The sequence below is a fragment of the Bradyrhizobium sp. 4 genome, assembly GCF_023100905.1.
Taxonomy (GTDB): Bacteria; Pseudomonadota; Alphaproteobacteria; order Rhizobiales; family Xanthobacteraceae; genus Bradyrhizobium.
The window spans coordinates 7,624,397-7,639,274 of the sequence record NZ_CP064686.1; the positions used below are offsets into that span (position 1 = coordinate 7,624,397).

A 14,878-nucleotide genomic window follows, 5' to 3' on the forward strand; every position below is an offset into this window, starting at 1 on the left:
GATGCCGGATTCCGACCCGATTCAGGACAATCCGCGCAACACGGCCAATTTACCGGTCGTGGTGACCTCAGGCGAGGTGATGCGCCCGACCGCCGATGGCTGGCTGCTGCGCGCCATCCGGACGTTGTTCGGCTGGAAGGCGGGTTCGGTGCGCGACGACCTCCAGGTCGTGCTCGACGCCACGACGCCCGACGACACCGGCTTCTCGACGGTGGAGCGCACCATGCTGCGCAACATCCTCGGCCTGCACGAGCGTCGCATCGCCGACGTCATGGTGCATCGCGCCGACATTGTCGCGGTGAAGCGCGACATCCCGCTCGGCGAGTTGATGGACCGTTTCGAGAGCGCCGGCCATTCGCGCCTTGTGGTCTACAACGAGACGCTCGACGATCCCGTCGGCATCGTCCATATCCGCGATCTGCTCGCCTTCATGACCGCGCGTGCGCGCGTGTCGGGGGTCACGAAAACCAAGCGCAAGAAACCGCTGCCGGCCGGGCTCGATCTGCGTACGGTCGATCTCGCGCTGCCGCTCGAAGAAGCGCGCATCATCCGCAAGCTGCTCTACGTGCCGCCGTCGATGCGGGCGATCGACCTGCTGGCGCAGATGCAGGCCACTCGCATCCATCTGGCGCTGGTGGTCGACGAATATGGCGGCAGCGACGGGCTGGTCTCGCTCGAGGACATCGTCGAGCAGATCGTCGGCGAGATCGACGACGAGCATGACAGCGACGAGCCGCCCTCGATCGTGCGGCTGCCCGACAACGCCTTCATCGCGGACGCCCGCGCCAGCCTCGACGACGTCCGCACCGTGATCGGCGAGGACTTCGTCACCGGGGAGGCCGGCGAGGAAGTGGAGACGCTGGGCGGCTATCTCGTCAGCTTCGTCGGGCGCCTGCCGGTGCGCGGCGAGGTGATCTCGGGCCCCGGCCATTACGAGATCGAGGTGCTCGATGCCGATCCGCGCCGGGTCAAGCGGCTGCGGATCTCGACGCGAAAGGAGCGCCCCGCGCCGCGCACCCAGCGCGAGAGCCGGCGCCGCGAGGCTGCGCCGGATGGCAGCCAGCCGACGGCCAGCGACACGCCCACCCCGCCGCCCAGCGACGGGACCGGTCCGCAGTGAGCCCTTTCCAGCGATTTCGCCAGATCGCGCTTGCCATCATCCTGACCTGGGGATGGAAGCGCGCGCTCGTCGCGATGGCTGCTGGTGCGCTCTCGGTGCTGGCGCTGGCGCCGTTCAACGCCTCCCCGGTGCTGTTCATCACTTTCCCGGTGCTGGTCTGGCTGATCGACGGCGCCGGCGCCGGACGATATCGCGGCGTCCCCGCCGCGGCGCTGACCGGTTACTGGTTTGGGCTCGGCTATTTCGTGCCCGGCCTCTACTGGATCGGCTACGCCTTCTTCGTCGATGCCGATGTGTTCGCCTGGCTGACGCCGTTCGCCGTGCTGGGCCTGCCGGCCTATCTGTCCATCTTCACGGCAATGGGCTTTGCGCTCGCCCGCCTGCTCTGGACCAAGAACGCCACGCGCGTGCTTGCGCTCGCGGCAAGTCTCACCATCACCGAATGGCTGCGCGGCCATGCGCTGACCGGCTTCCCCTGGAACGCGTTCGGCTATGCGCTGTCCGAGCCGCTGCCGCTGGCACAAACGGCGTCGCTGATCGGCCTGTGGGGCATGACGTTCCTGACGGTTGCGATCTTCGCGAGCCCCGCGGCGCTGATCGACCGCACGCCCGATCGCCGCCTGGCGTGGCGCGCACCGGCCGCAGCCCTGGCGCTCCTGCTTGTCATGGGTATCTTCGGCGCGATCCGCCTGTCGCTCCATCCGACCACGATAGTCGCCGGCACCAAATTGCGCCTGATGCAGCCGAATCTCCAGCAGGACGCGAAATTCAACTACGCCGCCAAGGCGGAGGTGATGAAGAGATATCTGGCCTTGTCGGACCGCGCCTCCGGGCCACAATCGACCGGCGTGCGCGATGCCACCATCCTGATCTGGCCGGAATCCGCCTTTCCGTTCTTCCTCACTCGCGAAGCCGACGCTATGGCGCAAATCGCGGAGCTTCTGCCCAAGGGCACGGTGCTGATCACGGGCTCGGTCCGCGCGCCCGACCTGCCGCGGGGCACGCCGATCACCCGCGCCTATAATTCGATCTACGTGATCGACCATGACGGCAGCGTGCTCTCTGTGTACGACAAGCTGCATTTGGTGCCGTTCGGCGAATTTCTTCCCTACCAGGGCCTGATGGAGAAGCTCGGTTTCGAGCAACTCACGCGTGTGCGCGGTGGCTTCATTCCCGGCACCGTGCGGCATGCGCTGGCGGTCCCCGGCGCGCCCTCTGCGCTGCCGCTGATCTGCTACGAGGCAATCTTTCCCGGCGAGGTGGCTGGACGCAATGAACGTCCAGGCTGGATCGTGAATCTCACCAATGACGGCTGGTTCGGAATCTCGACCGGCCCCTACCAACACCTCGAACAGGCGCGGATGCGCGCGATCGAGCTCGGATTGCCGCTGGTTCGCTCCGCCAATACCGGCGTTTCCGCAGTGATCGATCCGGTGGGACGCATCGTCGCCAGCCTCGGTCTCGGGATCGAAGGCATTTTGGATGCAAATCTGCCCGCCGCGATCCCGCCGACCATCTATGCGCGCGTGGGCGATGTACCCGCGGCCATGCTTGTCGCGCTCGCCGTGTTTTGGGCGGTCCGCCGACGTGTTGCCAAACGGCATCCCTGATTACGCAGCCGCGGCCGATAACTTTTGACAACCGTAGTCCCACGGTTGACAGACTGCACGCGGCCTCCTCATTCTGCACCGGCTGCAAAAGACAGTGGGCATTGCTAAATTTCTCCGCAATGTTTTCCAATAACAGGGTCTGATTTTGACGTTGCTTACACCTGAGGCATTCCTGATTGCGCCGAAGGTGATGTTTGGAGGGCTGAGGAAATGTCGAAAGCGCCCAACCCTGTTGACAAATATGTCGGCAGTCGCGTGCGGATGCGCCGCATCATGTTGGGCATGAGCCAGGAAAAGCTCGGTGAAGCTTTGGGCCTGACCTTCCAACAAGTTCAGAAATACGAGAAGGGCACAAATCGGGTCGGCGCGAGCCGCATCCAGCAAATTGCCGAAATTCTCCAGGTGCCTGTGTCGTTCCTGTTCGAGGGCGGTCCGAGCGGCGTGGCGGGGCCGGACGGCTTCGCAGAAGGCGCATCGCCATCTTACGTCTCGGATTTCCTCGCGACTTCCGAAGGACTCGCCTTGACCAAGGCGTTCACCCGAATCACCGATTCGAAGATGCGCCGCTCGATCGTCGATCTCGTCGAGCAGATCGCGGCCCGCGAAGGCCCCGACAAGCGCTGACGCGCCATCTCAACCCGATTTGAGGCTGCGTCAAATCTGGCCTATGTCGTCATTTGCGGCCGCGCTTTGATGCGCGTCTTCCTCGATGATGCGATTCAAAGGCACAGATGCGCTCATGACCGGCTCCAATTGGTTCGATTCTCAAACTATTCTCGATGGCATCCGCCGCTGGGTGGAGGTCGAGACGCCAACGGACGCGCCTGAACAGGTCAACAAGCTGGTCTCGATGGTCGCGGAGCAATACCGCGATCTCCCTGTCACGCTTGAGCGCATCGCCGGCGTCGATGGTTGCGGCGATCATCTCGTGGCGCGCTCGACGTGGGGCCAGGACCGGCCGGGCATCCTGGTGCTGAGCCACCTCGATACCGTTCACCCCATGGGATTTATCGAGCGCCTGCCGTTCAAGGTCGAAGGCGACAGCGCGTTCGGTCCCGGCATCTACGACATGAAGGGCGGCGCCTACATCGCCCACCACGCCTTTCGCGCGCTTTGTGCCACGGCCGATCGCTCGCCGCTCGGCATCACCCACCTATTCACCTCCGACGAGGAGATCGGCAGCCCCACCTCTCGCGCACTCATCGAGACCGAAGGGCGCAAGGCGAAGTACGTCCTGGTGACGGAGCCGGCCCGCGATGGCGGCAAGATCGTCACCGGCCGCAAGGGCGTCGGGCGATTCGAAGTGTTCATCAAGGGCGTGCCCGCGCATGCGGGCACGCGGCCCCAGGATGGCCGCAGCGCGATCCGCGAGCTCGCCAATGTCATCCTGGCGCTGGAAGCGATGAACGATCTCGCGCGCGGCGTCACCGTCAATGTGGGCGTGGTGCGCGGCGGCACGCGGCCCAACGTGACGCCGGAAGAAGCCCACGCCGAAGTCGATCTGCGCGTGCTGAGCTTCAAGGACGCGGATGAATTCGTCGGCAAGATCCTCGCCCTGACATCGAGGACGGATGGCGTCACCGTCAAGGTCACGGGCGGACTCAATCGTCCGCCTTACGAGAAGAGCAATGCCGGCGCCTCGCTGTACGAACATGCAAAGACCGTTGCCACGGAGATCGGCTTCGAGCTGCTCGACGTTCACACCGGCGGCGGCTCGGACGGTAATTTCACCGCCGCCCACACCGCGACGCTCGACGGGCTCGGCGTCGACGGCAAGGGCGCGCACACGCATTATGAGCAGCTCTATGTCTCGTCGCTCGAACCGCGCGCGCGGCTGCTCCATCGCCTGTATCAGACGCTACGATGAGTGAGCGCAAATCAGATCCCGATCGCGAGGACAGCGAGCGCGCCTTCTTCGGACGCCGCAAGGGCCACAAGCTCAGGCAGCACCAGGCCGAGTTGATCGATCATCTGCTGCCGCGCCTTGCGCTCGCCATCGACCGCGAAGCACCGGCGGATGCCCGCGAGATCTTCGCCCCCGCAGTCGACGATTTGCGGCTCGAGATCGGCTTCGGCGGCGGCGAGCATCTTGCGGCGGAAGCGCAAAGCTTCGCCACAACCGGCTTCATCGGCTGTGAGCCTTACGTCAACGGCATGGCGAAGATCCTCGCGCAGATCGAGGCCGCCGACATCGGCAACGTCCGCCTGTTCGCAGGTGATGCCGCCGAGCTCCTGGCCTGGCTGCCGAAGGCTTCGCTGTCGCGGATCGACCTGATCCATCCCGATCCCTGGCCGAAACGGCGGCACTGGAAGCGGCGCTTCCTCCAGGACCGGACCATCGCCGCGATGGCGCGCGTGTTGAAAGCCGGCGGCGAATTTCGCTTCGTCTGCGACATCGACGATTACTGCGCCTGGACGCTGTCGCATCTGTCGCGCTCGCAGGACTTTGTCTGGCTCGCGGAGCGCGCCGATGATTTTCGCCTGCCGTGGGACGGATACACGATGACGCGCTACGGCCGAAAGGCCACGCGCGAAGGCCGCAAGGCGGCGTATCTGCGGTTTCGACGGGTTTAGATCGTCTGCCGATTGCGCCAGAAATTCACGACGCGCTCAGCGGTCGTCGGCATCAAGCGCGTGAAGTTCGCGCGCGCCTGCTCGAGATCGGCATCGGCTGGCGTGCGATTCGGGCCGTACCACATCAAGATCAGTGCACGCACTGTCGGCCAGCCGAGATTCAGCACCCGTCCCAGAACCAGAATTGGATCGTAGCGGTCACCTGTGATCAGGCGATCGAGGACCGAGAGGCGGACGCCGGACATCGCCGAGAGCGAAGCGATCGCCTCCTCGTATTTGTGGGCCTTGGCAAAGCCAAGCAGCGCGCTCTCGCCAAGATGGCCTCCGCGATGCAAGGCCAGAACCGTACGTTGCGCTCCCGAGAAATCGCGACGCGGGCCCGGCGGCAGCGTGGCTTCCTCGATGGCCGCCATGGCGCGCTTGATCTCGACCTGGCGCACGGGATTGACCACGCTCGAGAGGCGACGGCGGATGACGTCGAGCGTGCCGTCGAGAAGCTGTTTCAGGTTCTCACCCGAAAGATCGCTACGCTGGCCGATCCTGAGCGTCAGCACGCCATCCTGCGCGGCACGCTTGATCAGCTCCGAATAGCTGCCAGGCGAGAACACCGCGCCAGAATTGCCCGCGGCGCGGCGCACCACGTCACGATCGCCGCGCTCGACCAGCACGTCGGTGACGACAGCCGACAGCGTGGGGCGCTCGCTCATCGCCAGCAGATGGCCCTGGCCCTTCAGTCGCGCGATCTCGACGAGGGCGGCGTCGTCGAGCACGGGCGAATGGCGCAGCACGGGGCCCGCCACCGCGATTTCGTTTTCGCGCGCGAGCTGACTCACGAGATGCCGGGGCGCGTTGTTCAGGCGCGAGAAGCGTTCGGCGAGATCGACGCGCGAGGCGAGCTCGGCATGCGGGACGAGATCGATCAGCAAATTATCGAAGAGATCGATGACATCGGGACGGAGATTCTCGGCGTCCTGAAAAAACAATTGGGAGATGGCGTGCGCGATCTCGCCGCGACGCCGCGGGTCGCCGCGTTTGACGATATCGTCCAGTCCAGGAATGAGCGACGTGGCAACGGTCATGAAAACGCAAACTCGTACGGGGCACGCCGCGGGTGCGCCCTTGGTCCAAGCCGCCCCACAAGCAGGGAATTTAGGCCTCGGAGGTGAAGGAAGCGTTGCGTGGGGCCGCAGGCCGGGCGCAAAAAGCCCGGCCTGCCCTGCATGGGCCTTGTCCGGGAAGACGGAAAGGGCTATATCAGCGCCAATTCATCTTCTCATACGATCCGCGTAGTGAGAGTGGGCCCGAAAGGACCCGCTCTTTTTTATTACCTGAACGCGGCTTGGTGGAAGATGTGCGGCCCGGCGATCTGTCGGGAGAGTTCCGAAGCGAGCTTTGAAATCTTAAACCAAGCCTTAACCATATCGAGCGCCTTGACCTCTGACATGACCGAACCGAACCCTGGTTCCACGGATGCCGAACTGCTGGCCGAGCCGAGGCTCGTAGTCGAGCCGGGCGTGGCGGCACGGGTGTCCGCGGTCGCCGGGCCGGTGCTCGAAGGCATGGGCTACCGCTTGGTGCGGATCCGCATTTCCGGCGAATCCGGCTGCACCGTGCAGGTTATGGCCGAGCGGCCGGACGGCTCGATGCAGATCGAGGATTGCGAGGCGATCTCGCGGGCGCTGTCGCCCGTGCTCGACGTCGCCGATCCGGTCGATCGCGCCTATCGCCTGGAAATCTCCTCACCGGGGATCGACCGCCCGCTGGTGCGCCGCTCCGATTTCGAGCGTTATGCCGGGCATCTGGTGAAGATCGAGATGGCGGTCGCCCATGAAGGGCGGAAGCGGTTCCGCGGCACGATCGGCCCCGTCGAAGGCGACCGCGTGCATCTGCACCGCGACGACATCAAGGCGGGCGACACTGCCGACGTTCTCCTGACGATGGAAGATATCGCCGAGGCACGGCTGGTGCTGACCGACGAGCTGATCGCGGAATCCATGCGCCGCGGCAAGGCCCAGGCACGCGAGATGCGCCGCAATCTCGGCCTGGAGCCGCCGGCGGCACCGCACGCCAGCATCAGTGAAAAAACGACCAAGAACACCAAGCCGGCTAAGAAGCCGGCGCCGGCCCCTACGAAGAAGCCGGCTCCGACCAACACCAAGAAACATCGCCTGGCCGCCGAACGCGCGCGACGGGGCGAGATCGATCCTGACGAAGGAGACTAGCCATGGCAGTCAGCGCCAATCGACTTGAATTGCTTCAGATCGCCGACGCCGTTGCGCGCGAGAAATCGATCGACCGCGGCATCGTCATCGCGGCGATGGAGGATGCCATCGCCAAGGCGGCGCGGGCCCGTTACGGCAGCGAGACCGACGTTCACGCCGAGATCGACCCGAAGAAGGGCGAGCTCCGGTTGTCGCGCCACATGCTGGTGGTCGAGACGGTCGAAAATCATTCCAACCAGATCTCGCTGGTGGATGCGCAGCGCGCCAATCCCGGTGCCCAGGTCGGCGACACCATCGCCGACACCCTGCCGCCGCTGGAATATGGCCGCATCGCCGCGCAATCCGCCAAGCAGGTGATCGTGCAGAAGGTGCGCGAGGCCGAGCGCGACCGGCAATATATGGAATTCAAGGACCGTATCGGTGACATCGTCAACGGCGTCGTCAAGCGCGTCGAATATGGCAGTGTGATCGTCGATCTCGGCCGCGGCGAGGCCATCATCCGTCGCGACGAGATGCTGCCGCGCGAAGTGTTCCGCAACGGCGACCGCGTCCGGGCCTACATCTTCGACGTCCGCCGCGAGACCCGCGGCCCGCAGATCTTCCTCTCCCGCACCCATCCGCAGTTCATGGCAAAGCTGTTCGCGCAGGAAGTGCCCGAGATCTATGACGGCATCGTCGAGATCAAGGCGGTCGCCCGCGATCCCGGCTCGCGCGCAAAAATCGGCGTGATTTCCCGTGATTCCTCGGTCGATCCGGTCGGCGCCTGCGTCGGTATGCGCGGTTCGCGCGTGCAGGCGGTGGTGAACGAATTGCAGGGCGAGAAGATCGACATCATCCCCTGGTCGCCCGACATCGCGACCTTCGTGGTCAACGCGCTGGCGCCGGCCGAAGTCTCCAAGGTCGTCATCGACGAAGACCGCGAACGCATCGAGGTCGTCGTGCCCGACACCAACAACCAGCTCTCGCTGGCGATCGGCCGCCGCGGCCAGAATGTGCGTCTGGCCTCGCAGCTCACCGGCTGGGACATCGACATCCTGACCGAGCAGGAGGAATCGGAGCGCCGCCAGGCCGATTTCGAGAACTCCACCCGCGTCTTCATGGAATCGCTCAATGTCGACGAAGTGGTCGGCCAATTGCTGGCGTCCGAAGGCTTCACCTCGGTCGAGGAACTCGCGATGGTGGACGTCAAGGAACTCGCCGGCATCGAAGGTTTCGACGAGGAGACCGCGCAGGAACTCCAGAACCGCGCCCGTGAATATCTCGAACAGCTGGAAGCCGAACTCGAGGCCAGGCGCAAGGAGCTCGGCGTCGAGGACGCCGTGAAGGACGTGCCCGGCGTCACCTCGAAGATGCTGGTGAAGTTCGGCGAGAACGACATCAAGACGGTCGACGACCTCGCCGGTTGCGCCACGGACGATCTGGTCGGCTGGACCGAGCGCAAGGAGGGCGGCGAGCAGACCAAATATCCGGGCGCGCTCGATGGCCTCGAAATTTCCCGTGACGATGCTGAAGCGATGATCATGCAGGCCCGTGTCAAGGCCGGCTGGATCACCGAGGCCGATCTCGCCAAGCCCGCCGAAGAGGCCGAGGCGACCGAAGATCAGCCGGCTTAAGGCGAAGGAGGATGTCACCCGGATGCTCGCCGATACTGACCCCGAACTTGACCATGGACCGCGGACCGAAAGGTCCGCGACCATGCGGATGTGTGCGGTCAGCCGCGAGGTCCGGCCGATCGACGAGCTGATCCGCTTCGTCGTCTCGCCGCAAGGGCACATAGTTCCCGATCTCAAGCGCAAGCTGCCCGGACGCGGCATGTGGGTCACCGCCTCGCGCGAGGTGGTTGCGGAAGCCGTCCGGCGTCACCATTTTACCAAAGCCTTCAAGCGCGAGCTGCGCATCCCTCCGACGCTTCCCGCCGACATCGAGGCGCTCCTGGTCCGGAGCGTGGTCGAAGCCCTTGGGATTGCCGCCAAGGCGCGCCAGATCGTCGCCGGTTTCGGCAAGGTCGAAAGCGCGCTTCGGGAAGGTACGGTCGAGGTCCTGATCCATGCCAGCGACGGGGCCGCGGACGGAATCCGCAAATTGGACATGCTGGCGCGTCAAAATGAGGGAAATCGCGGCGCCAAGCCGCAGATTCCCGTCGTCACCGCACTAAAATCATCAGAATTGGATTTGGCACTTACCCGGTCAAATGTGATACATGCTGCCCTGCTCGCGGGCCCGGCGAGCAAGTCATTCCTGTCACGTAGCCAGATGCTGGTCCGATACCGGATGGCGGACGCTGACAGGACTGCCGAAAAGCCCGGCCAGGATTTCTGAGAGACAACGACCACCCGATAGCACGGTGCGGCAACGCACAAGACAACAAGATCAGGATTAGGACTGCTTAATGGTTGATACCAAGACCCCTGGCGACAAGAAGCTGAGCGTTCCGAGCAAGACGCTATCGCTCAAGCCGCGCGTCGAAACGGGCACCGTGCGCCAGAGCTTCAGTCATGGCCGTAGCAAGCAGGTCGTGGTCGAGAAGCGTGGCAAGCGCCGTGTCGACGGCAGCCCCGAGCCGCAGGTCGCCGAGGTGGCGAAACCCGCGCCGGCCGCCGCGCCCAAGCCTGCTCCGGCCCGCCCCGCGCCGCCGCGCAACGCCGGCTCCGGCGTGGTGCTGCGTACGCTGACCGAGGACGAACGTTCCGCCCGCGCCAGCGCGCTGGCCGATGCCAAGGTGCGCGAAGTCGAAGAGCGCCGCCATGCCGAGGAAGAGGCCCAGCGCCGCGCGGTCCGCGAAAGCGCCGAGCGTGCCGATCGCGAGGCCGCCGAAGCCCGCCGCAAGGCCGAGGAGGAGCGTCACCGACACGAAGAGGAAGCCAAGCGGAAGGCCGAAACCGAGGCCAAGAAGCGTTTTGGCGAAGGCGAGCAACCGCAATCCGCCGCGCGCCCCGCAACGGCGACCTCGGCCGCTCCTGCAGCGCGCCCCGGAGCGCCTATGGCGCGCCCCGGCACAACCACCACGGCACGCCCGGGAACAACGACCGCGCGGCCCGGAACGACCACGCAGCGGCCGGGAGGCCCGGTGGGCCGCGCCCCCGCTGTCGCAGCCGGACCCGACGAGGACGAGGGTCCGCGCCAGATCCGTCGCGGCCCCGGCGGCGCTGCACGGCCTGTGGTCGCTCCCAAGCCCACACACAAGCCCGGCCCGCAGAAGGAGCGCGGCCGCCTGACGGTCGTCACTGCCTTCAATGCCGACGACGTCCGCGAGCGCTCGATCGCCTCGTTCCGCCGCCGCACCCAGCGTCTGAAGGGCCATGCCGCGAACGAGCCGAAGGAAAAGCTCATTCGCGAGGTGGTCATCCCGGAGGCGATCACCATCCAGGAGCTCGCCAACCGCATGTCGGAGCGCGCGGTGGAAATCATCCGCATGCTGATGAAGCAGGGCGCGATCCACAAGATCACCGACGTGATCGATGCCGACACCGCGCAGCTGATCGCCGAGGAGCTTGGTCATACCGTCAAGCGCGTTGCCGCGTCCGACGTTGAAGAAGGCCTGTTCGACGCCATCGACGATTCCACCGACACCGAGCCGCGCTCGCCGGTGGTGACCGTGATGGGTCACGTCGACCACGGCAAGACCTCGCTGCTCGACGCGCTCCGTCATGCCAACGTGGTCTCCGGCGAAGCCGGCGGCATCACCCAGCATATCGGCGCCTATCAGGTGCTGTCGCCCGAAAGCGGCAAGAAGATCACCTTCATCGACACGCCCGGCCACGCCGCGTTCACCGCGATGCGCGCCCGCGGCGCCAAGGTGACCGACATCGTCGTGCTGGTGGTTGCGGCCGACGACGGCGTGATGCCGCAGACGATCGAAGCCATCAACCACGCCAAGGCGGCGCGGGTGCCGATCATCGTTGCCATCAACAAGATCGACAAGCCCGACGCCAAGCCCGAGCGCGTGCGCACCGAGCTGCTCCAGCACGAGGTGCAGGTCGAATCCTTCGGCGGCGAAGTCGTCGATGTCGAAGTGTCGGCGAAGAACAAGACCAATCTCGACAAGCTGCTCGAGATGATCGCGCTTCAGGCCGACATCCTCGACCTCAAGACCAATTCGGACCGTCCGGCCGAAGGCACCGTGATCGAAGCCAAGCTCGATCGTGGCCGCGGTCCGGTCGCGACCGTTCTGGTCCAGCGCGGCACGCTCCGTGTCGGTGACATCATCGTCGCCGGCGCCGAAATGGGCCGCGTCCGCGCGCTGATCTCGGATCAGGGCGAGACGGTGCAGGAGGCCGGTCCGTCAGTGCCGGTCGAGGTGCTCGGCTTCAACGGTCCGCCGGAAGCCGGCGATCGTCTCGCCGTGGTCGAGAACGAAGCCCGCGCCCGCCAGGTCACCAGCTACCGCGCGCACCAGAAGCGCGAGAACGCGGCGGCCTCGATCTCCGGCATGCGCGGCTCGCTCGAGCAGATGATGTCGCAGTTGAAGACGGCGGGCCGCAAGGAATTCCCGTTGATCATCAAGGCCGACGTGCAGGGCTCGCTGGAAGCGATCCTCGGCTCGCTGGAGAAGCTCGGCACCGACGAAGTCGCCGCGCGCATCCTGCATGCGGGTGTCGGCGGCATCTCGGAATCGGACGTGACGCTCGCGGAAGGCTTCAACGCCGCGATCATCGGCTTCTCGGTTCGTGCGAACAAGGAGGCCGCTGCGGCCGCCAAGCGCAACGGCATCGAGATCCGTTACTACAACATCATCTACGACCTCGTGGACGACGTGAAGAAGGCCATGAGCGGCCTGCTCGCGCCGACCCTGCGGGAAACCATGCTCGGCAATGCCGCGATCCTGGAAATCTTCAACATCTCCAAGGTCGGCAAGGTCGCCGGCTGCCGCGTCACCGACGGCACCGTGGAACGCGGCGCCAACGTGCGTCTGATCCGCGACAACGTCGTCGTGCACGAAGGCAAGCTGTCGACGCTGAAGCGCTTCAAGGACGAAGTGAAGGAAGTCCAGTCCGGTCAGGAATGCGGCATGGCCTTCGAGAACTATCACGACATGCGCGCCGGTGACGTCATCGAGTGTTACCGCGTGGAGACGATCCAGCGCTCCCTGTAAGTCCAAATCTTACCGAAGCGCCTGGATCTTTTTTGAACTGAATTGCGGGAGTGCGATGGCCGGATTTTTTTCCGGCCATCCACCCCTCTTCGTTTCAACAAGACAAATGACAGTGCCAGTGCCCCAAACGCGGGCATGACGAGGTGATTTTCAGACCATGCCCCGCCATCATCAGAAAAAGAGTTCCGCGTCCGGCGGCTCGCAACGTCAGTTGCGGGTCGGCGAGCAGGTTCGCCATGCGATAGCCGAGATTCTGGCGCAAGGCAGCGTGCATGATGCAGACCTCGAAGGTCACATCATCACCGTGCCGGAGGTGCGGATGTCGCCCGACCTGAAGCTCGCGACAGTCTATGTGATGCCGCTCGGTGGCCGCGACACCGAGGTCGTCCTCGCTGCGCTCGAGCGCAACAAGAAATTCCTGCGCGGCGAGGTCGCGCGGCGCGTTAACCTGAAATTTGCACCTGACCTTCGCTTCCGCGTCGACGAACGATTCGACGAAGCGGAACGGATCGAGAAGCTTTTGCGAACACCCGCGGTGCAGAAGGACCTGGAACAGGATCCGGATTCGGATCGGGAAGAAGAACGATGACGATGGACCCGGCTCACGGCACGATCGGCGGCGAAGAGGCCGATCAGCTCGACGTGCAGAAAAATAATTTTGCGGACATGAGTGGCAATTCTCAGCCGCCTCAGGAGCCGCGCCGCGTCAACAACGATCCGCGCGCCAACAAGCAGAAGGGCAACCAGCCGCGCCGCGACCGTCGCGACGTTCACGGCTGGGTCGTGCTCGACAAGCCGATCGGCATGACCTCGACGCAGGCCGTTGCCGTGCTCAAGCGCCTGTTCAACGCCAAGCGCGCCGGCCATGCCGGCACGCTGGATCCGCTGGCCTCCGGCGGCCTGCCGATCGCGCTCGGCGAGGCCACCAAGACCGTTCCCTTCGTCATGGATGGCCGCAAGCGCTACCGATTCACGGTATGCTGGGGCGAGGAGCGCGACACCGACGACATCGAGGGCCGGGCGACCGCAACCTCGGACCAGCGCCCGACCCGGGAGGACATCGAGGCCCTGCTGCCCCGTTTCACGGGGGTGATCCAGCAGATCCCGCCGCGCTATTCCGCGATCAAGGTCCAGGGCGAGCGCGCCTACGACCTCGCCCGCGACGGCGAGATCGTGGAACTGGCCCCCCGCCCGGTCGAGATTCACCGTTTAAGCCTTGTAGATCAACCGGATAGCGACCGGGCCGTGTTCGAGGCCGAGTGCGGCAAGGGCACCTATGTCCGCGCGCTGGCCCGCGATATGGGTAGGATTCTCGGCACTTACGGCCATATCTGCGCGCTGCGGCGGACCCTGGTCGGCCCATTTGGCGAGAACGACATGATTCCGCTGGATCAGTTGGAGGCTTTGTGCGATAGAGCCGCGTCCGGCGAGGGTAGCCTCGCCGACGCGCTTATGCCCGTTGAGACCGCGCTGGACGACATCCCGGCACTGGCCGTCACTCGGGCTGATGCGGCAAGGCTCCATCGGGGCCAAGCCGTTTTGTTGCGCGGACGGGATGCGCCCACTTGTAGCGGCACAGTCTATGTCACGGTGGCAGGCCGGCTTCTCGCGCTTGCCGAAGTCGGCAATGGCGAAATCATCCCCAAGCGTGTGTTCAACCTGACCGGCCTGACTGCCAGCGCCGATCGCAACGAGAGAAATTGACCGATGTCGATTGCCGCAGAACGCAAAGCGGAAGTCATCAAGACGAATGCCAACAAGGCCGGCGATACCGGTTCGCCAGAGGTTCAGGTCGCGATCCTTTCGGAACGCATCGCCAACCTCACGAACCATTTCAAGACCCACGTGAAGGACAACCATTCGCGTCGCGGTCTCTTGAAGCTGGTCTCGACCCGCCGCTCGCTCCTCGACTATGTGAAGAAGAAGGACGAGGCGCGCTACAAGGCGCTGCTCGAGAAGCACAACATTCGTCGTTAAGAGTTCTTGCGCGCGCCAAACGGCGCGCGTTTTCGCGCGTGATTTCGAACGAAAGCGTTTGTTTTTCGTCGAGGCTGCGTGCGCGTCGGATGCGAGCCGTTGACGGCGAGCATCCGGGGCATGATGGGCGAACACCGCGCTTCGGTGTTCGCGTTCGTGCCGACTGACAGTCCAGCAGCAATCCGGCGGCTGGGCACAACGGGCAAGGCGCCCGTATGACCCGAAGGGATGGACGCCATCCGAAATCCAAAAACCATGGCAGGATCGCAGGACGCTGATCGCC

General features: G+C 64.9%; 14 protein-coding genes. 12 read left to right on the forward strand and 2 right to left on the reverse strand.

The window, feature by feature from the left end; genetic code table 11:
- Position 1: 1 nt before the first annotated feature.
- From IVB45_RS36465 to IVB45_RS36485, 5 genes are all read left to right on the forward strand, one after another.
- On the forward strand, positions 2 to 1,120 hold the full coding sequence (locus IVB45_RS36465) for a hemolysin family protein (protein WP_027514682.1): 1,119 nt from the start codon (positions 2 to 4) through the stop codon (positions 1,118 to 1,120).
- Positions 1,117 to 2,730, forward strand: coding sequence for an apolipoprotein N-acyltransferase (lnt, locus tag IVB45_RS36470; protein WP_247357436.1), 1,614 nt, complete (start codon positions 1,117 to 1,119; stop codon positions 2,728 to 2,730). The genes IVB45_RS36465 and lnt overlap by 4 nt, the downstream gene beginning before the upstream one ends.
- 210 nt (positions 2,731 to 2,940) lie before the next feature.
- Complete coding sequence (locus tag IVB45_RS36475; RefSeq protein WP_007598327.1) at positions 2,941 to 3,354, forward strand: helix-turn-helix transcriptional regulator; 414 nt, start codon at positions 2,941 to 2,943, stop codon at positions 3,352 to 3,354.
- Positions 3,355 to 3,439: 85 nt separating this feature from the next.
- Positions 3,440 to 4,597, forward strand: a complete 1,158-nt coding sequence (locus IVB45_RS36480; RefSeq protein WP_247285125.1) for a M20 family metallopeptidase — start codon at positions 3,440 to 3,442, stop codon at positions 4,595 to 4,597.
- Positions 4,594 to 5,304, forward strand: a complete 711-nt coding sequence (locus IVB45_RS36485; protein ID WP_247357435.1) for a tRNA (guanine(46)-N(7))-methyltransferase TrmB — start codon at positions 4,594 to 4,596, stop codon at positions 5,302 to 5,304. The genes IVB45_RS36480 and IVB45_RS36485 overlap by 4 nt, the downstream gene beginning before the upstream one ends.
- On the opposite strand, the gene IVB45_RS36490 is transcribed toward IVB45_RS36485, so the two are convergent.
- A complete protein-coding gene (locus IVB45_RS36490; protein WP_247357434.1) occupies positions 5,301 to 6,383 on the reverse strand; it encodes a DUF2336 domain-containing protein in 1,083 nt (360 codons plus the stop codon). The two genes, IVB45_RS36485 and IVB45_RS36490, sit on opposite strands and share 4 nt — an antisense overlap.
- 363 nt (positions 6,384 to 6,746) lie before the next feature.
- Between IVB45_RS36490 and rimP the strand changes: the two genes are divergently transcribed.
- From rimP to infB, 4 genes are all read left to right on the forward strand, one after another.
- Positions 6,747 to 7,526, forward strand: a complete 780-nt coding sequence (gene rimP, locus IVB45_RS36495) for a ribosome maturation factor RimP (protein WP_247285466.1) — start codon at positions 6,747 to 6,749, stop codon at positions 7,524 to 7,526.
- Positions 7,527 to 7,528: 2 nt separating this feature from the next.
- Entirely contained in the window at positions 7,529 to 9,139 is a 1,611-nt protein-coding gene (nusA, locus tag IVB45_RS36500; protein WP_007603900.1) for a transcription termination factor NusA, read from the forward strand.
- A 22-nt stretch (positions 9,140 to 9,161) separates the two neighbouring features.
- Positions 9,162 to 9,845, forward strand: a complete 684-nt coding sequence (locus IVB45_RS36505; RefSeq protein ID WP_247357433.1) for an RNA-binding protein — start codon at positions 9,162 to 9,164, stop codon at positions 9,843 to 9,845.
- Positions 9,846 to 9,915: 70 nt separating this feature from the next.
- Positions 9,916 to 12,618: a translation initiation factor IF-2 gene (infB, locus tag IVB45_RS36510; RefSeq protein ID WP_247285121.1), complete on the forward strand. Its 2,703-nt coding sequence runs from the start codon at positions 9,916 to 9,918 to the stop codon at positions 12,616 to 12,618.
- Between the two features lie 94 nt (positions 12,619 to 12,712).
- On the opposite strand, the gene IVB45_RS36515 is transcribed toward infB, so the two are convergent.
- On the reverse strand, positions 12,713 to 12,913 hold the full coding sequence (locus tag IVB45_RS36515) for a hypothetical protein (protein WP_247807631.1): 201 nt from the start codon (positions 12,911 to 12,913) through the stop codon (positions 12,713 to 12,715).
- On the opposite strand from IVB45_RS36515, the gene rbfA reads away from it, so the two are divergent.
- From rbfA to rpsO, 3 genes are read left to right on the forward strand one after another with little or no spacing between them, the layout of a single operon-like run.
- Positions 12,830 to 13,207 (forward strand): 30S ribosome-binding factor RbfA, encoded by a 378-nt coding sequence (gene rbfA, locus IVB45_RS36520; RefSeq protein WP_247807630.1) that lies wholly within the window; start codon positions 12,830 to 12,832, stop codon positions 13,205 to 13,207. The two genes, IVB45_RS36515 and rbfA, sit on opposite strands and share 84 nt — an antisense overlap.
- Positions 13,204 to 14,322 carry a tRNA pseudouridine(55) synthase TruB gene (gene truB / locus IVB45_RS36525; RefSeq protein ID WP_247285119.1) on the forward strand — a complete coding sequence of 373 codons (1,119 nt, stop codon included), beginning with the start codon at positions 13,204 to 13,206 and terminating at the stop codon, positions 14,320 to 14,322. Before rbfA ends, truB begins: the two co-directional genes overlap by 4 nt.
- A gap of 3 nt (positions 14,323 to 14,325) precedes the next feature.
- Positions 14,326 to 14,595 carry a 30S ribosomal protein S15 gene (gene rpsO / locus IVB45_RS36530; RefSeq protein WP_007598346.1) on the forward strand — a complete coding sequence of 90 codons (270 nt, stop codon included), beginning with the start codon at positions 14,326 to 14,328 and terminating at the stop codon, positions 14,593 to 14,595.
- Positions 14,596 to 14,878 lie beyond the last annotated feature (283 nt).

What these genes read in the sequence shown, in the direction of transcription:
- IVB45_RS36505 (WP_247357433.1), top strand. Translation starts at nt 9,162, where the DNA reads ATGCTCGCCGATACTGACCCCGAACTTGACCATGGACCGCGGACCGAA.
- truB (WP_247285119.1), top strand. Translation starts at nt 13,204, where the DNA reads ATGACGATGGACCCGGCTCACGGCACGATCGGCGGCGAAGAGGCCGAT.
- IVB45_RS36485 (WP_247357435.1), top strand. Translation starts at nt 4,594, where the DNA reads ATGAGTGAGCGCAAATCAGATCCCGATCGCGAGGACAGCGAGCGCGCC.
- rimP (WP_247285466.1), top strand. Translation starts at nt 6,747, where the DNA reads ATGACCGAACCGAACCCTGGTTCCACGGATGCCGAACTGCTGGCCGAG.
- IVB45_RS36465 (WP_027514682.1), top strand. Translation starts at nt 2, where the DNA reads ATGCCGGATTCCGACCCGATTCAGGACAATCCGCGCAACACGGCCAAT.
- IVB45_RS36490 (WP_247357434.1), bottom strand. Translation starts at nt 6,383, where the DNA reads ATGACCGTTGCCACGTCGCTCATTCCTGGACTGGACGATATCGTCAAA.
- infB (WP_247285121.1), top strand. Translation starts at nt 9,916, where the DNA reads ATGGTTGATACCAAGACCCCTGGCGACAAGAAGCTGAGCGTTCCGAGC.
- rpsO (WP_007598346.1), top strand. Translation starts at nt 14,326, where the DNA reads ATGTCGATTGCCGCAGAACGCAAAGCGGAAGTCATCAAGACGAATGCC.
- IVB45_RS36475 (WP_007598327.1), top strand. Translation starts at nt 2,941, where the DNA reads ATGTCGAAAGCGCCCAACCCTGTTGACAAATATGTCGGCAGTCGCGTG.
- nusA (WP_007603900.1), top strand. Translation starts at nt 7,529, where the DNA reads ATGGCAGTCAGCGCCAATCGACTTGAATTGCTTCAGATCGCCGACGCC.
- IVB45_RS36480 (WP_247285125.1), top strand. Translation starts at nt 3,440, where the DNA reads ATGATGCGATTCAAAGGCACAGATGCGCTCATGACCGGCTCCAATTGG.